The sequence below is a fragment of the Streptomyces sp. NPDC036813 genome, assembly GCF_055609245.1.
In genome coordinates this window covers 403,790-418,855 of the sequence record NZ_JBVJPV010000004.1, presented here as the reverse complement: position 1 = coordinate 418,855, position 15,066 = coordinate 403,790, and the positions used below count along the sequence as shown (strand labels likewise).

Annotated in this window: 11 protein-coding genes and 1 tRNA gene; 7 read left to right on the top strand and 5 right to left on the bottom strand. The window is 72.2% G+C overall.

Annotation, left to right across the window (positions count from 1 at the left end):
* The first annotated feature begins 335 nt into the window (after window positions 1–335).
* The 6 genes from ACZ67Q_RS11880 (at window position 336) to ACZ67Q_RS11855 (ending at window position 6,557) form a co-directional block, all read left to right on the top strand.
* Window positions 336–1,106, top strand: coding sequence for a DeoR/GlpR family DNA-binding transcription regulator (locus tag ACZ67Q_RS11880; protein WP_471179813.1), 771 nt, complete (start codon window positions 336–338; stop codon window positions 1,104–1,106).
* Window positions 1,107–1,181: 75 nt separating this feature from the next.
* Window positions 1,182–2,552: an ABC transporter substrate-binding protein gene (locus ACZ67Q_RS11875; RefSeq protein WP_471179810.1), complete on the top strand. Its 1,371-nt coding sequence runs from the start codon at window positions 1,182–1,184 to the stop codon at window positions 2,550–2,552.
* Window positions 2,549–3,487 carry a carbohydrate ABC transporter permease gene (locus tag ACZ67Q_RS11870; protein ID WP_471179807.1) on the top strand — a complete coding sequence of 313 codons (939 nt, stop codon included), beginning with the start codon at window positions 2,549–2,551 and terminating at the stop codon, window positions 3,485–3,487. The genes ACZ67Q_RS11875 and ACZ67Q_RS11870 overlap by 4 nt, the downstream gene beginning before the upstream one ends.
* On the top strand, window positions 3,484–4,311 hold the full coding sequence (locus tag ACZ67Q_RS11865) for a carbohydrate ABC transporter permease (protein WP_471179804.1): 828 nt from the start codon (window positions 3,484–3,486) through the stop codon (window positions 4,309–4,311). Before ACZ67Q_RS11870 ends, ACZ67Q_RS11865 begins: the two co-directional genes overlap by 4 nt.
* Complete coding sequence (locus tag ACZ67Q_RS11860) at window positions 4,308–5,297, top strand: zinc-dependent alcohol dehydrogenase family protein (RefSeq protein ID WP_471179801.1); 990 nt, start codon at window positions 4,308–4,310, stop codon at window positions 5,295–5,297. Before ACZ67Q_RS11865 ends, ACZ67Q_RS11860 begins: the two co-directional genes overlap by 4 nt.
* A gap of 60 nt (window positions 5,298–5,357) precedes the next feature.
* Window positions 5,358–6,557: a TerD family protein gene (locus tag ACZ67Q_RS11855; RefSeq protein WP_471179799.1), complete on the top strand. Its 1,200-nt coding sequence runs from the start codon at window positions 5,358–5,360 to the stop codon at window positions 6,555–6,557.
* Between the two features lie 52 nt (window positions 6,558–6,609).
* Here the strand turns inward: ACZ67Q_RS11855 and ACZ67Q_RS11850 are convergent, their stop codons facing one another.
* From ACZ67Q_RS11850 to ACZ67Q_RS11830, 5 genes are all read right to left on the bottom strand, one after another.
* Window positions 6,610–7,182: a TetR/AcrR family transcriptional regulator gene (locus ACZ67Q_RS11850; protein WP_471179797.1), complete on the bottom strand. Its 573-nt coding sequence runs from the start codon at window positions 7,180–7,182 to the stop codon at window positions 6,610–6,612.
* Window positions 7,183–7,342: 160 nt separating this feature from the next.
* On the bottom strand, window positions 7,343–8,941 hold the full coding sequence (locus tag ACZ67Q_RS11845) for a TROVE domain-containing protein (protein ID WP_471179794.1): 1,599 nt from the start codon (window positions 8,939–8,941) through the stop codon (window positions 7,343–7,345).
* 122 nt (window positions 8,942–9,063) lie between these two features.
* Window positions 9,064–9,130 (bottom strand) — tRNA-OTHER (locus ACZ67Q_RS11840).
* A gap of 168 nt (window positions 9,131–9,298) precedes the next feature.
* The gene (locus ACZ67Q_RS11835; protein ID WP_471179792.1) at window positions 9,299–10,741 is read right to left on the bottom strand and encodes an alkaline phosphatase PhoX; all 1,443 of its coding nucleotides are present in this window, start codon (window positions 10,739–10,741) and stop codon (window positions 9,299–9,301) included.
* A gap of 817 nt (window positions 10,742–11,558) precedes the next feature.
* On the bottom strand, window positions 11,559–12,983 hold the full coding sequence (locus tag ACZ67Q_RS11830; RefSeq protein ID WP_471179789.1) for a hypothetical protein: 1,425 nt from the start codon (window positions 12,981–12,983) through the stop codon (window positions 11,559–11,561).
* Between the two features lie 250 nt (window positions 12,984–13,233).
* Between ACZ67Q_RS11830 and ACZ67Q_RS11825 the strand changes: the two genes are divergently transcribed.
* Window positions 13,234–15,063: an endonuclease/exonuclease/phosphatase family protein gene (locus ACZ67Q_RS11825; protein ID WP_471179786.1), complete on the top strand. Its 1,830-nt coding sequence runs from the start codon at window positions 13,234–13,236 to the stop codon at window positions 15,061–15,063.
* The last annotated feature ends 3 nt before the right edge of the window (window positions 15,064–15,066 follow it).

Below are 15,066 nucleotides of genomic sequence, written 5' to 3'. Positions count from 1 at the left end.
GTGGGGGCGCCCCACCCGGGGGCCCCGGCCGGCGGGGGCCCCACGCCCCCCCCCCCCCCCGGGGCGGGGGCTACTTGGGGGGGGGGGGGCGGGGGGCGCGGGGGGGGGGGGGCCCCCCCCCGGCCCCCCCCCGCCCCCGTGTTCGGGCACCCGCCGTGCCCGGTCCCACGCCCGCGCACCGCTCTTGTGCAGGTCCGCGGCGGGCACCGCCCGTCGCACTCGGGCACATCCGGGCAGCATCGGCCGTGCAACAGACCTGGTCAGCGCCCGGCACCGGCTGTAGAACTTCCCCCATGGGCCCGAACGGGCACCGCGGCGAGGGAGGTGGGCCGGTCATGACCACGAGAAGTGCGGAAGAACGCCAACGGGAGATCGTGCGGGCCGCCCGCGCCACCGGGTCGGTCGACGTCACCGCGCTCGCCGCCGAACTGGGCGTGGCCAAGGAGACCGTACGACGGGATCTGCGCGCCCTGGAGGACCACGGGCTGGTCCGCCGCACCCACGGTGGGGCCTACCCGGTGGAGAGCGCCGGCTTCGAGACGACGCTCGCCTTCCGCGCCACCAGCCACGTGCCCGAGAAGCGCCGGATCGCGGCCGCCGCGGCCGAGCTGCTCGGGGACGCCGAGACGGTCTTCGTCGACGAGGGCTTCACCCCGCAGCTCATCGCCGAGGCCCTCCCCCGGGACCGGCCGCTGACCGTCGTCACCGCGTCCCTGCCGGTCGCGGGCGCACTCGCCGAGGCCCCGGACACGTCGGTGCTGCTGCTCGGCGGGCGGGTCCGCTCCGGCACCCTCGCCACGGTCGACCACTGGACGACGAAGATGCTCGCCGGGTTCGTGCTCGACCTCGCCTACATCGGCGCCAACGGCATCTCCCGCGAGTACGGCCTGACCACGCCCGACCCGGCGGTCGGCGAGGTCAAGGCGCAGGCGATGCGCGCCGCGCGGCGCTGCGTCTTCGCGGGCGTGCACACCAAGTTCGGAGCGGTCAGTTTCTGCCGGTTCGCCGAGGTCGGCGCGCTGGAGGCGATCGTGACGAGCACCCAGCTCCCGGCGGCCGAGGCCCACCGCTACTCCCTGCTGGGCCCGCAGGTCGTCCGGGTCTGATCCACGCCAAGTCCCCACGGGGACGCCGCCTTGGCCGCGGCGCCCCTTATCTCCCCATACCTCCAGGAGCGATCCATGCGCACCCCGAGCCGACGGAGGCCGCGAGCCGCGCTCGCCACGGCCGCCGCAGGGATGCTGCTCGCCCCGCTGTTGTCCGGCTGCTGGGCCGGCGCGGGCGGGTCCGGTTCCGGCGGCGACTCCCTCAACGTCCTGATGGTCAACAACCCGCAGATGGTGGAACTCCAGAAGCTGACCGCCGCCCACTTCACCCGCGAGACCGGCATCAAGGTCAACTTCACCGTCCTGCCGGAGAACGACGTCCGCGACAAGATCAGCCAGGACTTCGCCAACCAGGCCGGCCAGTACGACGTGGCGACCCTGTCCAACTACGAGATACCGATCTACGCCCGCAACGGCTGGCTGCACGAGATGGACTCCTACGCCGCCGATGACCCGGCGTACGACGAGAAGGACGTCCTGCGGCCCATCGCCGAGTCCCTCACCGGCGACGACGGCAAGCGCTACGGCCAGCCCTTCTACGGCGAGTCGTCCTTCCTGATGTACCGCAAGGACGTGTTCGCGGCCAAGGGCCTGACCATGCCCGCCCACCCCACCTGGCAGCAGGTCGCCGACCTCGCGGCGAAGGCGGACGGCGCCGAGCCGGGCATGAAGGGCATCTGCCTGCGCGGACTGCCCGGCTGGGGCGAGCTGACGGCGCCCCTGACGACGGTCGTGAACACCTTCGGCGGCACCTGGTTCGACAAGGACTGGACGGCGCGGCTCGACTCCCCCGCCTTTACGAAGGCGACGAGGTTCTATGTCGACCTCGTCCGTGCGCACGGCGAGTCCGGCGCCGCCCAGTCCGGTTTCGCGGAGTGCCTGAACAACATGACCCAGGGCAAGGTCGCCATGTGGTACGACGCCACGTCGGCGGCCGGTTCCCTGGAGGCCGCGAACTCCCCCGTGAAGGGCAAGATCGGCTACGCCCCCGCACCCGTGGAGCGCACCAGGTCCGCCGGCTGGCTCTACACCTGGGCATGGGGCATCCAGAAGGCCTCCCGCAACTCCGACAAGGCGTGGAAGTTCGTCTCCTGGGCGTCGGGCAAGGGCTACGAGCAACTGGTCGGCAAGGAGTCCGGCTGGTCGAACGTCCCGGCCGGCAAGCGCGCGTCGACGTACACCAACCCGGCCTACGTCCAGGAGGCCGCCGCCTTCCAGGAGATGACCCGCGAGGCCATCGAGTCCGCCCGCCCCCGCGACCCCGGTGTGCAGCCGCGCCCGGCGCCCGGCATCCAGTTCGTCGGCATCCCCGAGTTCACCGACCTCGGCACCAAGGTCTCCCAGGAGATCAGCGCGGCCATCGCCGGACGCCAGTCCGTCGAGACGGCCCTGAGGAAGTCCCAGCAGCTCGCCGAGCGCATCGCGAAGGAGTACGAGGGACGATGACCGCCACGACCACCACGCCCCTGACGGCAGCCCCCGTCCAAGCGGTACGGCAGCCCTCCGCCCGGCTGCGCGCGTGGGCCACCCGCGCCCCGCTGCTGCCCGCCCTGGTCTTCATGATCGCCGTGACCCAGCTGCCGTTCGTGGCCACGCTGGTGATCTCCTTCTTCGACTGGAACGCCCTCTACCCCACGGCCCGCCGCTTCTCCGGCCTCGACAACTACCGCCAGGTCCTCACCGACGCGGGCCTGCGCCACTCGGTGTGGACGACGGTGCTGCTGACGGCGGCCGTGGTGCTGGTGAGCCTGGTCCTGGGCCTCGCCCTCGCACTGCTGCTGGACCGCAGATTCCGTGGCCGGGGCGTGGTGCGCACCCTGCTGATCGCGCCGTTCCTGATCGTGCCGGTGGCGGCGGCCCTGCTGTGGAAGCACGTGCTGTACAACCCCGAGTACGGCCTGCTCAACGGCCTGTTGCACTACGTCGGCGGCCCGCAGCCGGACTGGATCTCGGGCACCCCGCTGCTCGCGGTCGAGGCGTCCCTGGTGTGGCAGTGGACCCCGTTCATGATGCTGATCCTGCTGGCCGGGCTGCAGAGCCGCGACCCGGAGCAGCTGGAGGCCGCCCGCGTGGACGGCGCGAACAACTGGCAGGTCTTCCGCCACCTCACGCTGCCGCACCTGCGCCGCTACCTCGAACTGGGCGCCCTGCTCGGCTCGATCTACATCGTGCAGAACTTCGACGCGGTCTTCACGATCACGTCCGGCGGACTCGGCACGGCCAACCTGCCCTACACCGTCTACCAGAGCTTCTACCAGGCCCACGAGAACGGCCTCGCCTCCGCCGCGGGCGTCCTGGTCGTCATCGGCTCGATTCTCATCGCGACCCTCGCGCTGCGCGTGGTGTCGTCCCTGTTCCGTGAGGAGGTGGCGCGCTCATGACCGCCGTACTGCGCCGAGGTGGCCTGGGTCTGCTGGCCTGGCTGGCCGGGATCGTGTTCTTCCTGCCCGTCGCGTGGATGGCGCTGACGTCCCTGCACTCCGAGCAGGACGCGGCGACCAACCCGCCGTCCTTCGCCGCGTCTCTGACGCTGGACGGCTACCGCGAGTTCTTCGGCGCGGGCAGCGGCGCGAGCCCCTGGCCGGCGCTGATCAACTCGGTGGTGGCGTCGGTGGCCTCCACGGCGCTGGTGCTGCTGCTGGCGCTGCCGGCGGCGTACGCGCTGTCGATCCGGCGGGTGCGCAAGTGGACGGACGTGCTGTTCTTTTTCCTGTCCACCAAGATGCTGCCCGCCGTGGCGGGCCTGCTGCCGGTGTACCTCTTCGCCAGGAACGCGGGACTGCTGGACAACATCTGGCTGCTGGTCGTCCTGTACACCTCGATGAACCTGCCGATCGCGGTATGGATGATGCAGTCCTTCCTCGCCGAGGTCCCGGTCGCGGTCATCGAGGCGGCGCGCGTGGACGGGGCCCGTCTCCCGGTGATCCTCGCGCGGGTGGTCGCCCCGATCGCCCTGCCCGGTATCGCGGCGACCGCGCTGATCTGCTTCATCTTCAGCTGGAACGAGCTGCTGTTCGCCCGGGTGCTCACCGGTGTCGTCGCCGAGACCGCGCCCGTCTTCCTGACCGGCTTCATCACCAGCCAGGGACTGTTCCTGGCGAAGGTGTGCGCCGCGTCGCTCGTCGTCTCCCTGCCGGTGCTCGCCGCGGGGTTCGCCGCCCAGGACAAACTCGTCCAGGGCCTGTCGTTGGGAGCTGTGAAATGAAGGCCGCCGTCATCGAGTCCGTGGGCCGTGCCGTCGTCACCGAGGTCCCGGACCCGACGCCGGGCCCGCGCGAGGTCGTCGTCGAGGTGGCGGCCTGCGGTCTGTGCGGTACGGATCTGCACATCCTGCAGGGCGAGTTCGCGCCGAAGCTGCCGATCGTGCCGGGGCACGAGTTCGCCGGGACGGTCGTCGCCGTGGGCCGCCAGGTCACGGAGGTCGCGGAGGGCGACCGGGTCGCCGTGGACCCCTCTCTCTACTGCTACGAGTGCCGCTACTGCCGCAGCGGCCACAACAACCTGTGCGAACGGTGGGCGGCGATCGGCGTGACGACGGCGGGCGGTGCGGCGCAGTTCGCTCTGGCCCCGGTCGCCAACTGCGTGAAGCTGCCCGAGCATGTGCGCACGCAGGACGCGGCGCTGGTGGAGCCGCTGTCGTGCGCCGTGCGCGGCTACGACGTGCTGCGCGCCCGCCTCGGCGCGCACGTGCTGATCTACGGCTCCGGCACGATGGGCCTGATGATGCTGGAGCTGGCCAAGCGGACGGGCGCGGCGAGCGTGGACATGGTGGACGTGAACCCGGCCCGCCTCGAGACGGCCCGCCGGCTGGGCGTGTCCGCGTCGGCCGCGAGCGCCGACGAGCTGGACCGCCCGCAGGGCTGGGACGTGGTCGTGGACGCGACGGGCAACGCCGCCGCGATCCAGGACGGTCTGGGCCGGGTGGCGAAGGCGGGCACGTTCCTGCAGTTCGGGGTGGCCGACTACGCGACGCGGGTGACGATCGACCCGTACCGCGTCTACAACCAGGAGATCACGATCACCGGGTCCATGGCGGTCCTGCACAGCTTCGAACGAGCGGCGGAGCTCTTCGCCGGCGGCGTCCTCGACCCGGAGATCTTCATCAGCGACCGGCTGCCGCTGGAGGGGTACCCGCAGGCGCTGGAGCAGTTCGCGGCGGGGGTGGGGCGCAAGATCGTGGTGGTGCCGTAAGCCATTCGGCGGGTAAGGGAACGGTAAAGCGGTGTCATTCGTTCACCCGGCATGACAGCTATGACCCCTGGCTCGAACATCCCTCTGCCGGCCGCGCGCGTGACGGTGGACGTCGCCGCCCCGGTGCGGCTCGACGTGTCGGGCCTGCTGCTCACCTCCGACGGCAAGGTGCGCTCCGACGACGACTTCATCTTCTACAACCAGCCGGCCGGCCCGGGCGTGACGTACCGCTCGGGCGGCGGCACGGCCCCGGACGCGATCACGGTCGACACGACCGCGCTGCCGCCGGGTATCGAGAAGGTGGTCGTCACCGCCAGCCCGGACGCCGCCGGGCAGACCTTCCAGGGCATCGAGCCGACGGCCACGCTGCGCAACGCGGACGACGGCTCGGTCCTGGCCACCTTCACACCCCCGCAGCTGGGCACCGAGACGGCCCTGGTCGTGGTGGAGATCTATCAGCGCGGCGGCCAGTGGAAGGCCCGCGCCGTCGGCCAGGGGTACGCCGACGGCCTGGCCGGCATCGCCACGGACTTCGGCGTGACGGTGGAGGAGCCCGCCCCGGCCGCGGCCCCGCCGCAGCCGGCGACACCGCCGCAGCCCGTGACGCCTCCGGCCCCCGTGCAGACCCCGGCCGCGCCGCCCGCTCCCCCGGCCGCACCCCCGGCCCCCGCGCCGGGCGCCGGGAAGATCAACCTCGACAAGGGCCGGGTCAGCCTGCAGAAGAACCAGACCGTCTCCCTGGTCAAGGGCGGCCGCCCGCTGCTCTCGCAGGTCAAGATGGGCCTCGGCTGGGAGCCCGCGTTCCGCGGCGCGGACATCGACCTCGACGCGTCCGTCATCGCCTACGGCCCGCAGCGCAACCACCTCGACAGCTGCTACTTCGGCAAGCTGTCCATCCTGAACGGCGCGGTGAAGCACTCCGGCGACAACCTCACCGGTGAGGGCGCGGGCGACGACGAGGTGATCGTGGTCGACCTCGGCCGCCTCCCCCAGGACGTCACCGGCCTGGTCTTCACGGTCAACTCCTTCTCCGGCCAGAAGTTCACCGAGGTCGCCAAGGCCTACTGCCGCCTGATGGACGCGGCCACCGGCGAGGAGCTGGTCCGCTTCGACCTCACCCACGCCGAGGCGCAGACCGGTGTGATGATGGCCAAGCTCATCCGCCAGTTCTCGGGCGAGTGGGAGATGACGGCGATCGGCGACTTCGTGAAGGCCCGCACGGTCCGCAACATGGTCAAGCCGGCGGCCCAGGCGCTGTAGTCACAAGGCCCGCACGGGCGCCCCGTCGGCAACGGGGCGCCCCGGGCCCGGGTCACCTCCCGGGCCGCAGCCCCTCCGTCAGCACCGACAGATACCGCCGGATCTGCCCGCCCTCCGGGTCCGCCAGTTCCGAGGCCGTCGCGACGCCGTGGGCCAGCCGCAGCAGATCCACCGGCCCGACATCCCCCCGCAGCGTCCCTTCCGCCCGCGCCGCCTCCACCAGTCGCGCCGCCGCGGCCTTCATCGACGTGCCGCACACGGTCAGCGCGGAAGCACTGCCGTCCGTGACGGCCGACCCCAGCAGGGCCTTCAGCCCGCGCACCTGGATCGTGCCCACGCAGAGCTCGTACAGCCACTCCACGAGCGCCTCGCCCGGCGGCAGCTCCCGCGCGATCTCGTCGGCCCGTGCCGCCATCGCCTCGACGCGGTCCACGTACGCGGCCTCCAGCAGCGCCTGCCGCGTCGGGAAGTGCCGGTACAGCGTGCCGGAGCCGACACCCGCGCGCTTGGCGATGTCGTCGAGCGACGCGCCCTCCCCATGCTCGGCGAAGGCCTGTGCCGCCGCCTTCAGCAACCGCTCGTAGTTGCGCCGAGCGTCCGCGCGCATGGGCTTGACCTGCGTCATCCAGAAACTCCTTGGACATCCGGAGAGCCTCTCCGCATCTTAGCGAGAGCTGAGCGGAGACAGTCCAGGTTGTCGTTCGGGGCACCGTCGTGCGCCCGTGCTGCCCGCATGCTCCACCACCCCGCCCGGGGACACCGGACGGGGCAGCTGCGGAAGAAGCTCAGTGAACGGCCGGCTGCCCGGTCCACGGCCAGTCGGCGTCGGCACCGGCCTCCAGCAGCGGGACCATACGGAACGCCGCGTCCGTGAGGCCGCCGAAGGTGTGCCGGTTGCCCTGCCCGGACGGGCCGTGGGCCGCCCGGTGACCGGCCAGGTTCCAGGTGTAGACGGGAACGTGCGCCGGCACCTGCTCGGTGGGGTCGCCGTGCCGGCTCGCTGCGTACTGCTCGTCGGTGACGATCAGCACCCGGTCGTGGCGCCGGTAGTGGCGGCGCACCGCCTCGACCGTGTCGGTGCCGCCCAGGTCGCCGAAACGGCCCAGGACGTTCAGCACCGACTCGCCCTTGCGGAACGGCACCAGGTCGCTCGACGTCCCGAACTCGACGAGGTCCGCGTGCTGCGCGCGCAGCGCGAGCGCCGTGCCGAACACCGCCGCCGCGTCGGCCCGGGTGAGCTCCGAGCGGTCGGACAGCCGCGACCAGAACATCGAGCCCGATCGGTCGACGAGCACCAGCGTCCGGCCCGGCAGCGCGGGCACTTTGGCCAGCGAGTGGCGCAGTGCCTGCTCCAGCGGGTAGGCCCAGCGCAGCGACGGCGCGTGCCGGTGGGCGGCGAGGTAGCGGAAGGGGAACTGCCGCGAGCGCGCCACTTCCAGCGGGTCACTGATCCGGGCCGCCACGCGCGCCGCGACCTCGTCCGAGACGCCGGCCTCGTCGAAGTTGCGCAGGTTGCGCACCAGCGCCATCGTGCCCATGGACGGGATCACGGCCTCCCAGGCCGCCCGGTCCATCGGGCCCCGCAGCCATCCCGCCAGCGCCTCCCAGGTCATCCCGGCCGCCGCCAGCCGCTCGGCGCCGCCGGCCGACGTCACCACCGCGCGCCGCTCCTGCACCGGCAGCTCCATCAGCGCGCGGTGCGCGGTGAGGACGCGGTCACCGGCGGGCGGTACGGCCGTGTCGGGGTGGTGCCTGCGGTCCAGCGCGTACCGGAACAGCTCGCCCTGCCCGGGCTTGTCCGGGTCCGGCGTCGCGTGCACAAGGTTGAGGATGTCGCCGAAGCGGTAGCCCTTGGTGGCGGTGTCGTACTTCAGCAGCGCCTTGCCGGTGTACAGCCGGCGTACGGCGTCGGCGATGCCGCGCTTGACGGGCTTGGGCACGGCTCGGCCGTACGTCGCGGTCCAGTAGGCCAGCAGTTCGCCGGGCTCGTCCGGGCGCCGCAGGACGGAGTCCACGACCTGCCGGTTCGACGGGCCGTCGGTGGCGCCGGCGTCCGGGCGCGCCTTCACGTACTCGGCGGCGCCCACGACCGCGGCCGTACGGATGCCGCCCTCGCCGCGCAGCCAGCCGAGCAGGCCGGCCGTCCAGGAGGGGTCGGTGACGGCGAGCTCGCGCACCAGCCGGGCGAACCGGTCGTCGCGCTCCGCGCCGGACTCGTAGAAGGTCTGCTGGGAGACGAGGTTCGACACCGCGAGCAGAAAGAGTTCGGAGCGCGCGTCGCGCTCGTGGCCCCGGCCGCCCTCGTAGGTGCGCAGGACGCGGCCGGTGGAGGTGACGCGGGAGACGGGCTGTGCCTTGGCGGTACGCGTGTTGAATCGCGCCATGATGAATTCCCCCGAATTCTGTGGCATTTCGGAGGGAGGCGCGGCAGATGGAGGGTGCCCGAGTTCTCAGTCGGCGACGGAAGAAAAACAGCTGCTCCATCCGCTGAGCTACAGCACCCCGAAGGTGCCGGCGGGATTCGAACCCGCGACCCGCTGACCGAAGTATCCGCTGCCTGCGCACCGGGCACCCACCGTGAGCTGCGCCTCCCGAGATCAGGTCGACTGCGGCATCGGATTCTTTTGGGAGAAGAAGTAGCCGCTGTCATCGCACCGGGAGGTGCGCTGCGTTGTGATCTCACTGTAGGAGGCACAGCTCGGGGCGTGCGAACGAATTAACGGCCGCCTCGGCGGGGGTGGTTACCGCTTCTGACGCTTCCAGGGCCCGGTGATCGCCAGCATGATGCCCGGCTCCTGGATGTTGGCGAAGAGGGTCTTGCCGTCGGGCGAGAAGGTGACGCCGGTGAACTCGCTGTACTCGGGCTTCTCGGCCGTGCCGTTGTTGAGCTCGTTGCGGGCGATGGGGTAGGTGCGGCCGCTCTCGGTGGCGCCGAACAGGTGCTGCACGCCCTCGCCGTCCTCGGCGATCACCAGACCGCCGTAGGGGGAGACGGTGATGTTGTCGGGGCCGTCGAAGTTTCCGTCCTTCGCCGGGTCCGGGTTCACGCCGAGCAGCACCTTCAGGGTGAGGGTGCGCCGCTTGGGGTCGTAGAACCAGACCTGTCCGTCGTGCTGGACCGGGCTCTCCGCGCGGGCGAAGGAGGAGACGATGTAGGCGCCGCCGTCACCCCACCACATACCCTCCAGCTTGCGGGCGCGGGTGATCTGGCCGGCGGTGAACTGCTTGCGCACGGACACGGTCTTCGCGTCGCGGTCGGGCACGTCGACCCAGTCCACGCCGTAGACCGTGCCGGTCTTCGTGGCGCGGGAGAGGTCGTCGACGAACTGGCCGCCGGAGTCGAAGCACTTGAACGCCTGGAGCACGCCGGCGTCGTCGGCGAGGGTGCGCAGCTTGCCGCGGCCGTGCTCGAAGCCCTCCGGCGGGGTCCAGCGGTAGAGCAGGCCGTTGGGGCCGGAGGCGTCCTCGGTGAGGTAGGCGTGGCCGCGCTTGGGGTCGATGACGACGGCCTCGTGAGCGTAGCGGCCCAGCGCCTTGATGGGCTTGGGGTCGCGGTTGGCCCGGCGGTCCTCGGGGTCGACCTCGAAGACGTAGCCGTGGTCCTTGGTCATGCCGTTCTGGCCGGCCTTGTCCTCGGTCTCCTCGCAGGTCAGCCAGGTGTCCCAGGGGGTGCGGCCGCCGGCGCAGTTGGTCGAGGTGCCGGCGATGCCGACCCACTCGGCGACGTGGTCGCGGCGCACCTCGACGACCGTGCAGCCACCGGAGGCGGCGGGGTCGTAGACGAGGCCCTCGGTGAGCGGCACCGGGTACTTCCAGTTCGCCCGGGGGCCCTTGAGCTCGTGGTTGTTCACCAGCAGGGTCGCGCCGCGCGGGCCGTCGAAGGTGGCGGTGCCGTCGTGGTTGGACGGGGTGGACTCGCCGGACTCCAGCGTGGTCTTCCCGCTGTAGGTGATGACGCGGTAGGAGAAACCGGCGGGCAGGGCCAGGATGCCCTTGGGGTCGGGCAGGAGCGGGCCGTAGCCGACCCCGTGGTGAGCGTCCGCCGACGCCTCGCCCGCGGTCTCGGTGTCGGCGAAGGCGAGGGCGTTGGGCGCGCTGGCCAGGGCACCGACCGTGCCGGCCAGGGCGACCCCGGCACCGGTAGCCGCGGTGTTCCTGCCGAAGTCCCTGCGGGTGAGCGACATGCGTGTCTCCTGAGACGGGTGGATGTGCCGTGGAGGGTGGCGGACCTCTGAGTCGGCGCCACCGTCGCGCCCGCGACTGAACGGGGGTTGAACACGGGGCATCATGAGCGGGTCGGCTTCCATGAATCCGTACGGCGCGTCCCATGAATCGGTATGGATCCACCCATGATCCCACCGGAAGCGGGTGTGACGCGCGGCGTGCGCCGGTGGCGGGCCGCTCCTCGGCGAGTCCACCCGCGAACCGGCACCGCGACACCCCGGCTCCCGCCGGCGGCCGCCCACGCTCCCCTCGGCGCCACGGTGCTCCCGCGGTGGCCCCGCGGAGTCCCGGCCGGCCTCACCCGCATTCCCTGCCAGGGCCCGCCCGGGCGGCCTCACCCGCACCCCCCGACGGGGCGCGCGAGCACCCCCTACAGCCCCACCCGCACTCCCCGATGCGGGCCGCCCAGCACTCATTGATGCGGGCCGCCCGAGCGCGCGTACCCGCACCTTCCTACCGCCGCGCACCTGCTCCGCTGAACCCCGCAGCCCTGCACCGCCGCGCACGCCGGGAGGCACAGCGGGGCCCCCGGCGCGTCAAGCGGCGGGGGCCCCGTGATGCGATGCCGGAGGCGCCGGTGCGGTGCGAGCAGGGCGCCGATGCGATGCCGGAGGCGCCGGTGCGGTGCGAGCAGGGCGCCGATGCGATGCCGGAGGCGCCGGTGCGGTGCGAGCAGGGCGCCGATGCGGTGCCGGAGGCGCCGGTGCGGGTGCGAGCCGGGCGCCGATGCGGTGCCGGCAGGCGCTGGTGCCGGCAGGCGCTGGTGCCGGCAGGCGCTCAGCCTCCGTGGGCCGACCGGGCCTTGAACGCGGCCTTCCGCGCCTCCTTGGCCACCTTCTTGTCCGGGTGCAGCCGGCCCATCGCTTCCAGTACGTCGGCGGTGGCGGGGTGGTCGACGCGCCAGGCCGCGGCGAAGAAGCCGTCGTGCTGGGCGGCCAGTCCCTCCACCAGGCCCTGGAGCTCCTCCGAGTTGCCCTCGGCGGCGAGCTGGGCGGCCACGGTGTCGATGGTCAGCCAGAAGATCAGGTCAGGAGAGGGCGCGGGCACGTCCTGCGCACCGTGCTCGGTGAGCCAGACCCGGGCCAGTCCGCCCAGCTCCGCGTCGTCCAGCACCTCGCGCAGGGCCGGCTCGGCGGCCGTACCGACGAGGGACAGCGCCTCCTGGCAGCGCAGCCGCCGCAGCGGTGCGCCGGCGTCGCTGCCGCGCGCGGCGGCCAGCAACTCCCGCGCGGCGGCGAGGGGTTCGCGCCGGGCCAGCCACTGCTCGGTCTCCGCGCGGGCGGCCAGCGGGCCGTAGTGGGCGGTGCCGTCCAGCAGCGCGTCGGCGCCCTTGTCGGTGAGGTCGCCGACGGCCGGCGCCGTGAACCCGGCCTCCAGCAGCCGCGCCCGCAGCCCGTACAGGCCGAGCGGGGTGAGCCGGACCATGCCGTAGCGGGCGACGTCGGTGTCGTCGACGGGCGCGGCGGGCTCCTCGTCGGCGTCCGCCATCAGGGCCTCGTCCACCGGCTGGTACTCGACCAGTCCGACCGGCTCCAGCAGCCGGAACTGGTCGTCGAGGCGCATCATCGCGTCCGAGACCTGCTCCAGCATGTCGTTGGTGGGCTCACCCATGTCGCCGGGCACGATCATCGACGCGGCGAGCGCGGGCAGCGGCACCGGCCCGTCGCCTGGCCCGTCCTCGTTCACGGTGAGCAGATAGAGGTTGCCGAGGACGCCGTCCAGGAAGGCGGCCTCCGCCTCGGGGTCCCAGTCCAGCTGCGAGAAGTCGACCTCCCCGCCCTCGTCGAGCGCGTCGACCAGGTCGTCCAGGTCGGGCACGCTCGCGTCCGCGATCACCGTCTCCAGGGCGCCGAGCCAGAGGCCGAGCACGTCCTGCGGCGAGCCGGTGAGCAGCGCCAGGTCCGGCCCGGCGGCCACGGTGCCGGCCTCCTCGTCGGTGATCTCCACGAGCCCGGTGTCGACGGCGACCCGCCAGGCCTCGCTCGCGTACGCCGCCGCGTCGTCGCCGGCCAGCCCGAGCGCCTCGGCGGCACCTGGCAGCTGCTCCTCCACCAGGCCGCCCCCGGCGTCCACGCGGGTGTCGGGCCCGGCCCAGCGGGCGAGTTTCGCGGCCCGGGCGAGCAGCGGCGTGGACAGGGCGTCCCGCGCCAGCTCCGCTTCCGGGGTCAGCCGCACCGGGGGCAGGGGGGAGCTGTCTGACATGGGCTGGTTCTCCTAGGACGCGATGTGCCACTCTGCCCGTTCAGCCTAGACGGGTTTCCACCCATGCCGCCCGGTTCATCTCCCCGCCGCCCGCCGTACATGGCCGAAACCTTGACAACTGCCCCGGCCAGGCTGGAAATTGACGCGCGTAGAAGGAAGGGAACGACCGTTCACCGTCTTCTACGCGCGTCATGCGCCGCCCGCACCACCCTCGTCCCGGCGCCTTTGTCACGTCCCCGGAGGGAATCCCTTGCCGAGCAAGTCGTCCGCGCGTCTCGCCGCGCTCACCGTCGCCGCCGTGTGCTCCGCGGCGTCCACCGTCGTCCTCAGCTCCACCGCCCACGCGGACTCGGTGCGCATCCACGACATCCAGGGCACGACCCGGACCTCCCCCTACGCGGGCCAGAAGGTCACGGATGTGGCCGGAATCATCACGGGCATACGCACCTACGGCTCGTCCAAGGGCTTCTGGATCCAGGACCCGAACGCGGACGACAACCCCGCGACCAGTGAGGGCGTCTTCGTCTTCACCAGCTCCACGCCCAAGGGTGTCGCCGTCGGCGACGCGGTGAAGGTGTCCGGCACGGTCTCCGAGTACGTCCCCGGCGGCACGTCCTCCGGCAACCAGTCGATCACCGAGATCACCAAGCCGGCGGTGACCGTCGTCTCCGGCGGCAACGCGGTCCCGGCCCCCGTGGTCGTGGACGCCGACTCCGTCCCGGACGCGTACGCGCCCGCCGGGGACAGCGCCGCGAGCAACTCGATCAACGGCCTGGTGCTGCGGCCCGCGCAGTACGCCCTGGACTACTACGAGTCCCTGGAGGGCATGAACGTCCAGGTCGCCGACGCTCGTGTGGTCGGCGCCAGCGACCCGTACACCGAGCTGTGGGTGACGGTGAAGCCGGACGAGCACGCCACGCGCCGCGGCGGCACGGTCTACGGCTCCTACGACTCCCAGAACACGGGCCGCCTGCAGATCCAGTCCCTGGGCGCCACCGCCGACTTCCCCGCGGCGAACGTCGGCGACACCCTCACCGGTGCCACCACCGGCCCGCTCGACTACAACCAGTTCGGCGGCTACACCCTCGTCGCGAGCAGCCTCGGCACGCTGGAGAGCGGCGGCCTGGAGCGCGAGACCACGCGCAAGCAGCACAACGGCGAACTGGCCGTCGCCACCTACAACGTGGAGAACCTCGACCCGTCCGACGGCACCTTCGCCGCGCACGCCTCCGCGATCGTGAACAACCTCAAGTCGCCCGACATCGTGTCCCTGGAGGAGATCCAGGACAACAACGGCGCCAAGGACGACGGCACCACCGCCGCGGACGTGACGGTGAACAAGCTGATCGACGCGATCGTCGCGGCCGGCGGCCCGCGCTACGACTGGCGCTCCATCGACCCGGCCAACGACACCGACGGCGGCGAGCCCGGCGGCAACATCCGCCAGGTGTTCCTGTTCAACCCGGAGCGGGTGTCGTTCACCGACCGCCCCGGCGGCGACGCGAGCACCGCGGTCGGCGTGACCCGCGAGCACGGCAAGGCGGCGCTGACCGTCTCCCCGGGCCGGATCGACCCGGCGTCCGACGCCTGGAAGTCCAGCCGCAAGCCGCTGGCCGGCGAGTTCGTCTTCCGCGGCCGCACGGTCTTCGTGATCGCCAACCACTTCAACTCCAAGGGTGGCGACCAGGGGCTGACCTCCCAGTACCAGCCGCCGGTGCGCAGCTCCGAGACGCAGCGCCACCGGCAGGCGGCTGAGGTCAACACCTTCGTCAAGAGCCTGCTCGCGGTGCAGAAGAACGCGGACGTCATCGCGCTCGGCGACCTCAACGACTTCGAGTTCTCCGACACCGCGAAGATCCTCGAGGGCGACGGCGAGCTGTGGTCGGCGATCAAGTCGCTGCCCAGGAGCGAGCGGTACACGTACGACTACCAGGGCAACGCGCAGGTGCTCGACCAGATCCTGATCAGCCCGGCGATCCGGCGCGGCTGCGACTTCGAGTACGACAGCGTGCACCTGAACTCGGAGTTCCACGACCAGATCAGCGACCACGACCCGCAGGTGCTGCGCTTCCACCCGTAGCCC

Bases quoted from the DNA above. Each gene is read 5' to 3' on its own strand.
- ACZ67Q_RS11870 (WP_471179807.1), top strand. From the start codon at position 2,549: ATGACCGCCACGACCACCACGCCCCTGACGGCAGCCCCCGTCCAAGCG.
- ACZ67Q_RS11830 (WP_471179789.1), bottom strand. From the start codon at position 12,983: ATGTCAGACAGCTCCCCCCTGCCCCCGGTGCGGCTGACCCCGGAAGCG.
- ACZ67Q_RS11860 (WP_471179801.1), top strand. From the start codon at position 4,308: ATGAAGGCCGCCGTCATCGAGTCCGTGGGCCGTGCCGTCGTCACCGAG.
- ACZ67Q_RS11835 (WP_471179792.1), bottom strand. From the start codon at position 10,741: ATGTCGCTCACCCGCAGGGACTTCGGCAGGAACACCGCGGCTACCGGT.
- ACZ67Q_RS11875 (WP_471179810.1), top strand. From the start codon at position 1,182: ATGCGCACCCCGAGCCGACGGAGGCCGCGAGCCGCGCTCGCCACGGCC.
- ACZ67Q_RS11855 (WP_471179799.1), top strand. From the start codon at position 5,358: ATGACCCCTGGCTCGAACATCCCTCTGCCGGCCGCGCGCGTGACGGTG.
- ACZ67Q_RS11865 (WP_471179804.1), top strand. From the start codon at position 3,484: ATGACCGCCGTACTGCGCCGAGGTGGCCTGGGTCTGCTGGCCTGGCTG.
- ACZ67Q_RS11845 (WP_471179794.1), bottom strand. From the start codon at position 8,941: ATGGCGCGATTCAACACGCGTACCGCCAAGGCACAGCCCGTCTCCCGC.
- ACZ67Q_RS11880 (WP_471179813.1), top strand. From the start codon at position 336: ATGACCACGAGAAGTGCGGAAGAACGCCAACGGGAGATCGTGCGGGCC.
- ACZ67Q_RS11850 (WP_471179797.1), bottom strand. From the start codon at position 7,182: ATGACGCAGGTCAAGCCCATGCGCGCGGACGCTCGGCGCAACTACGAG.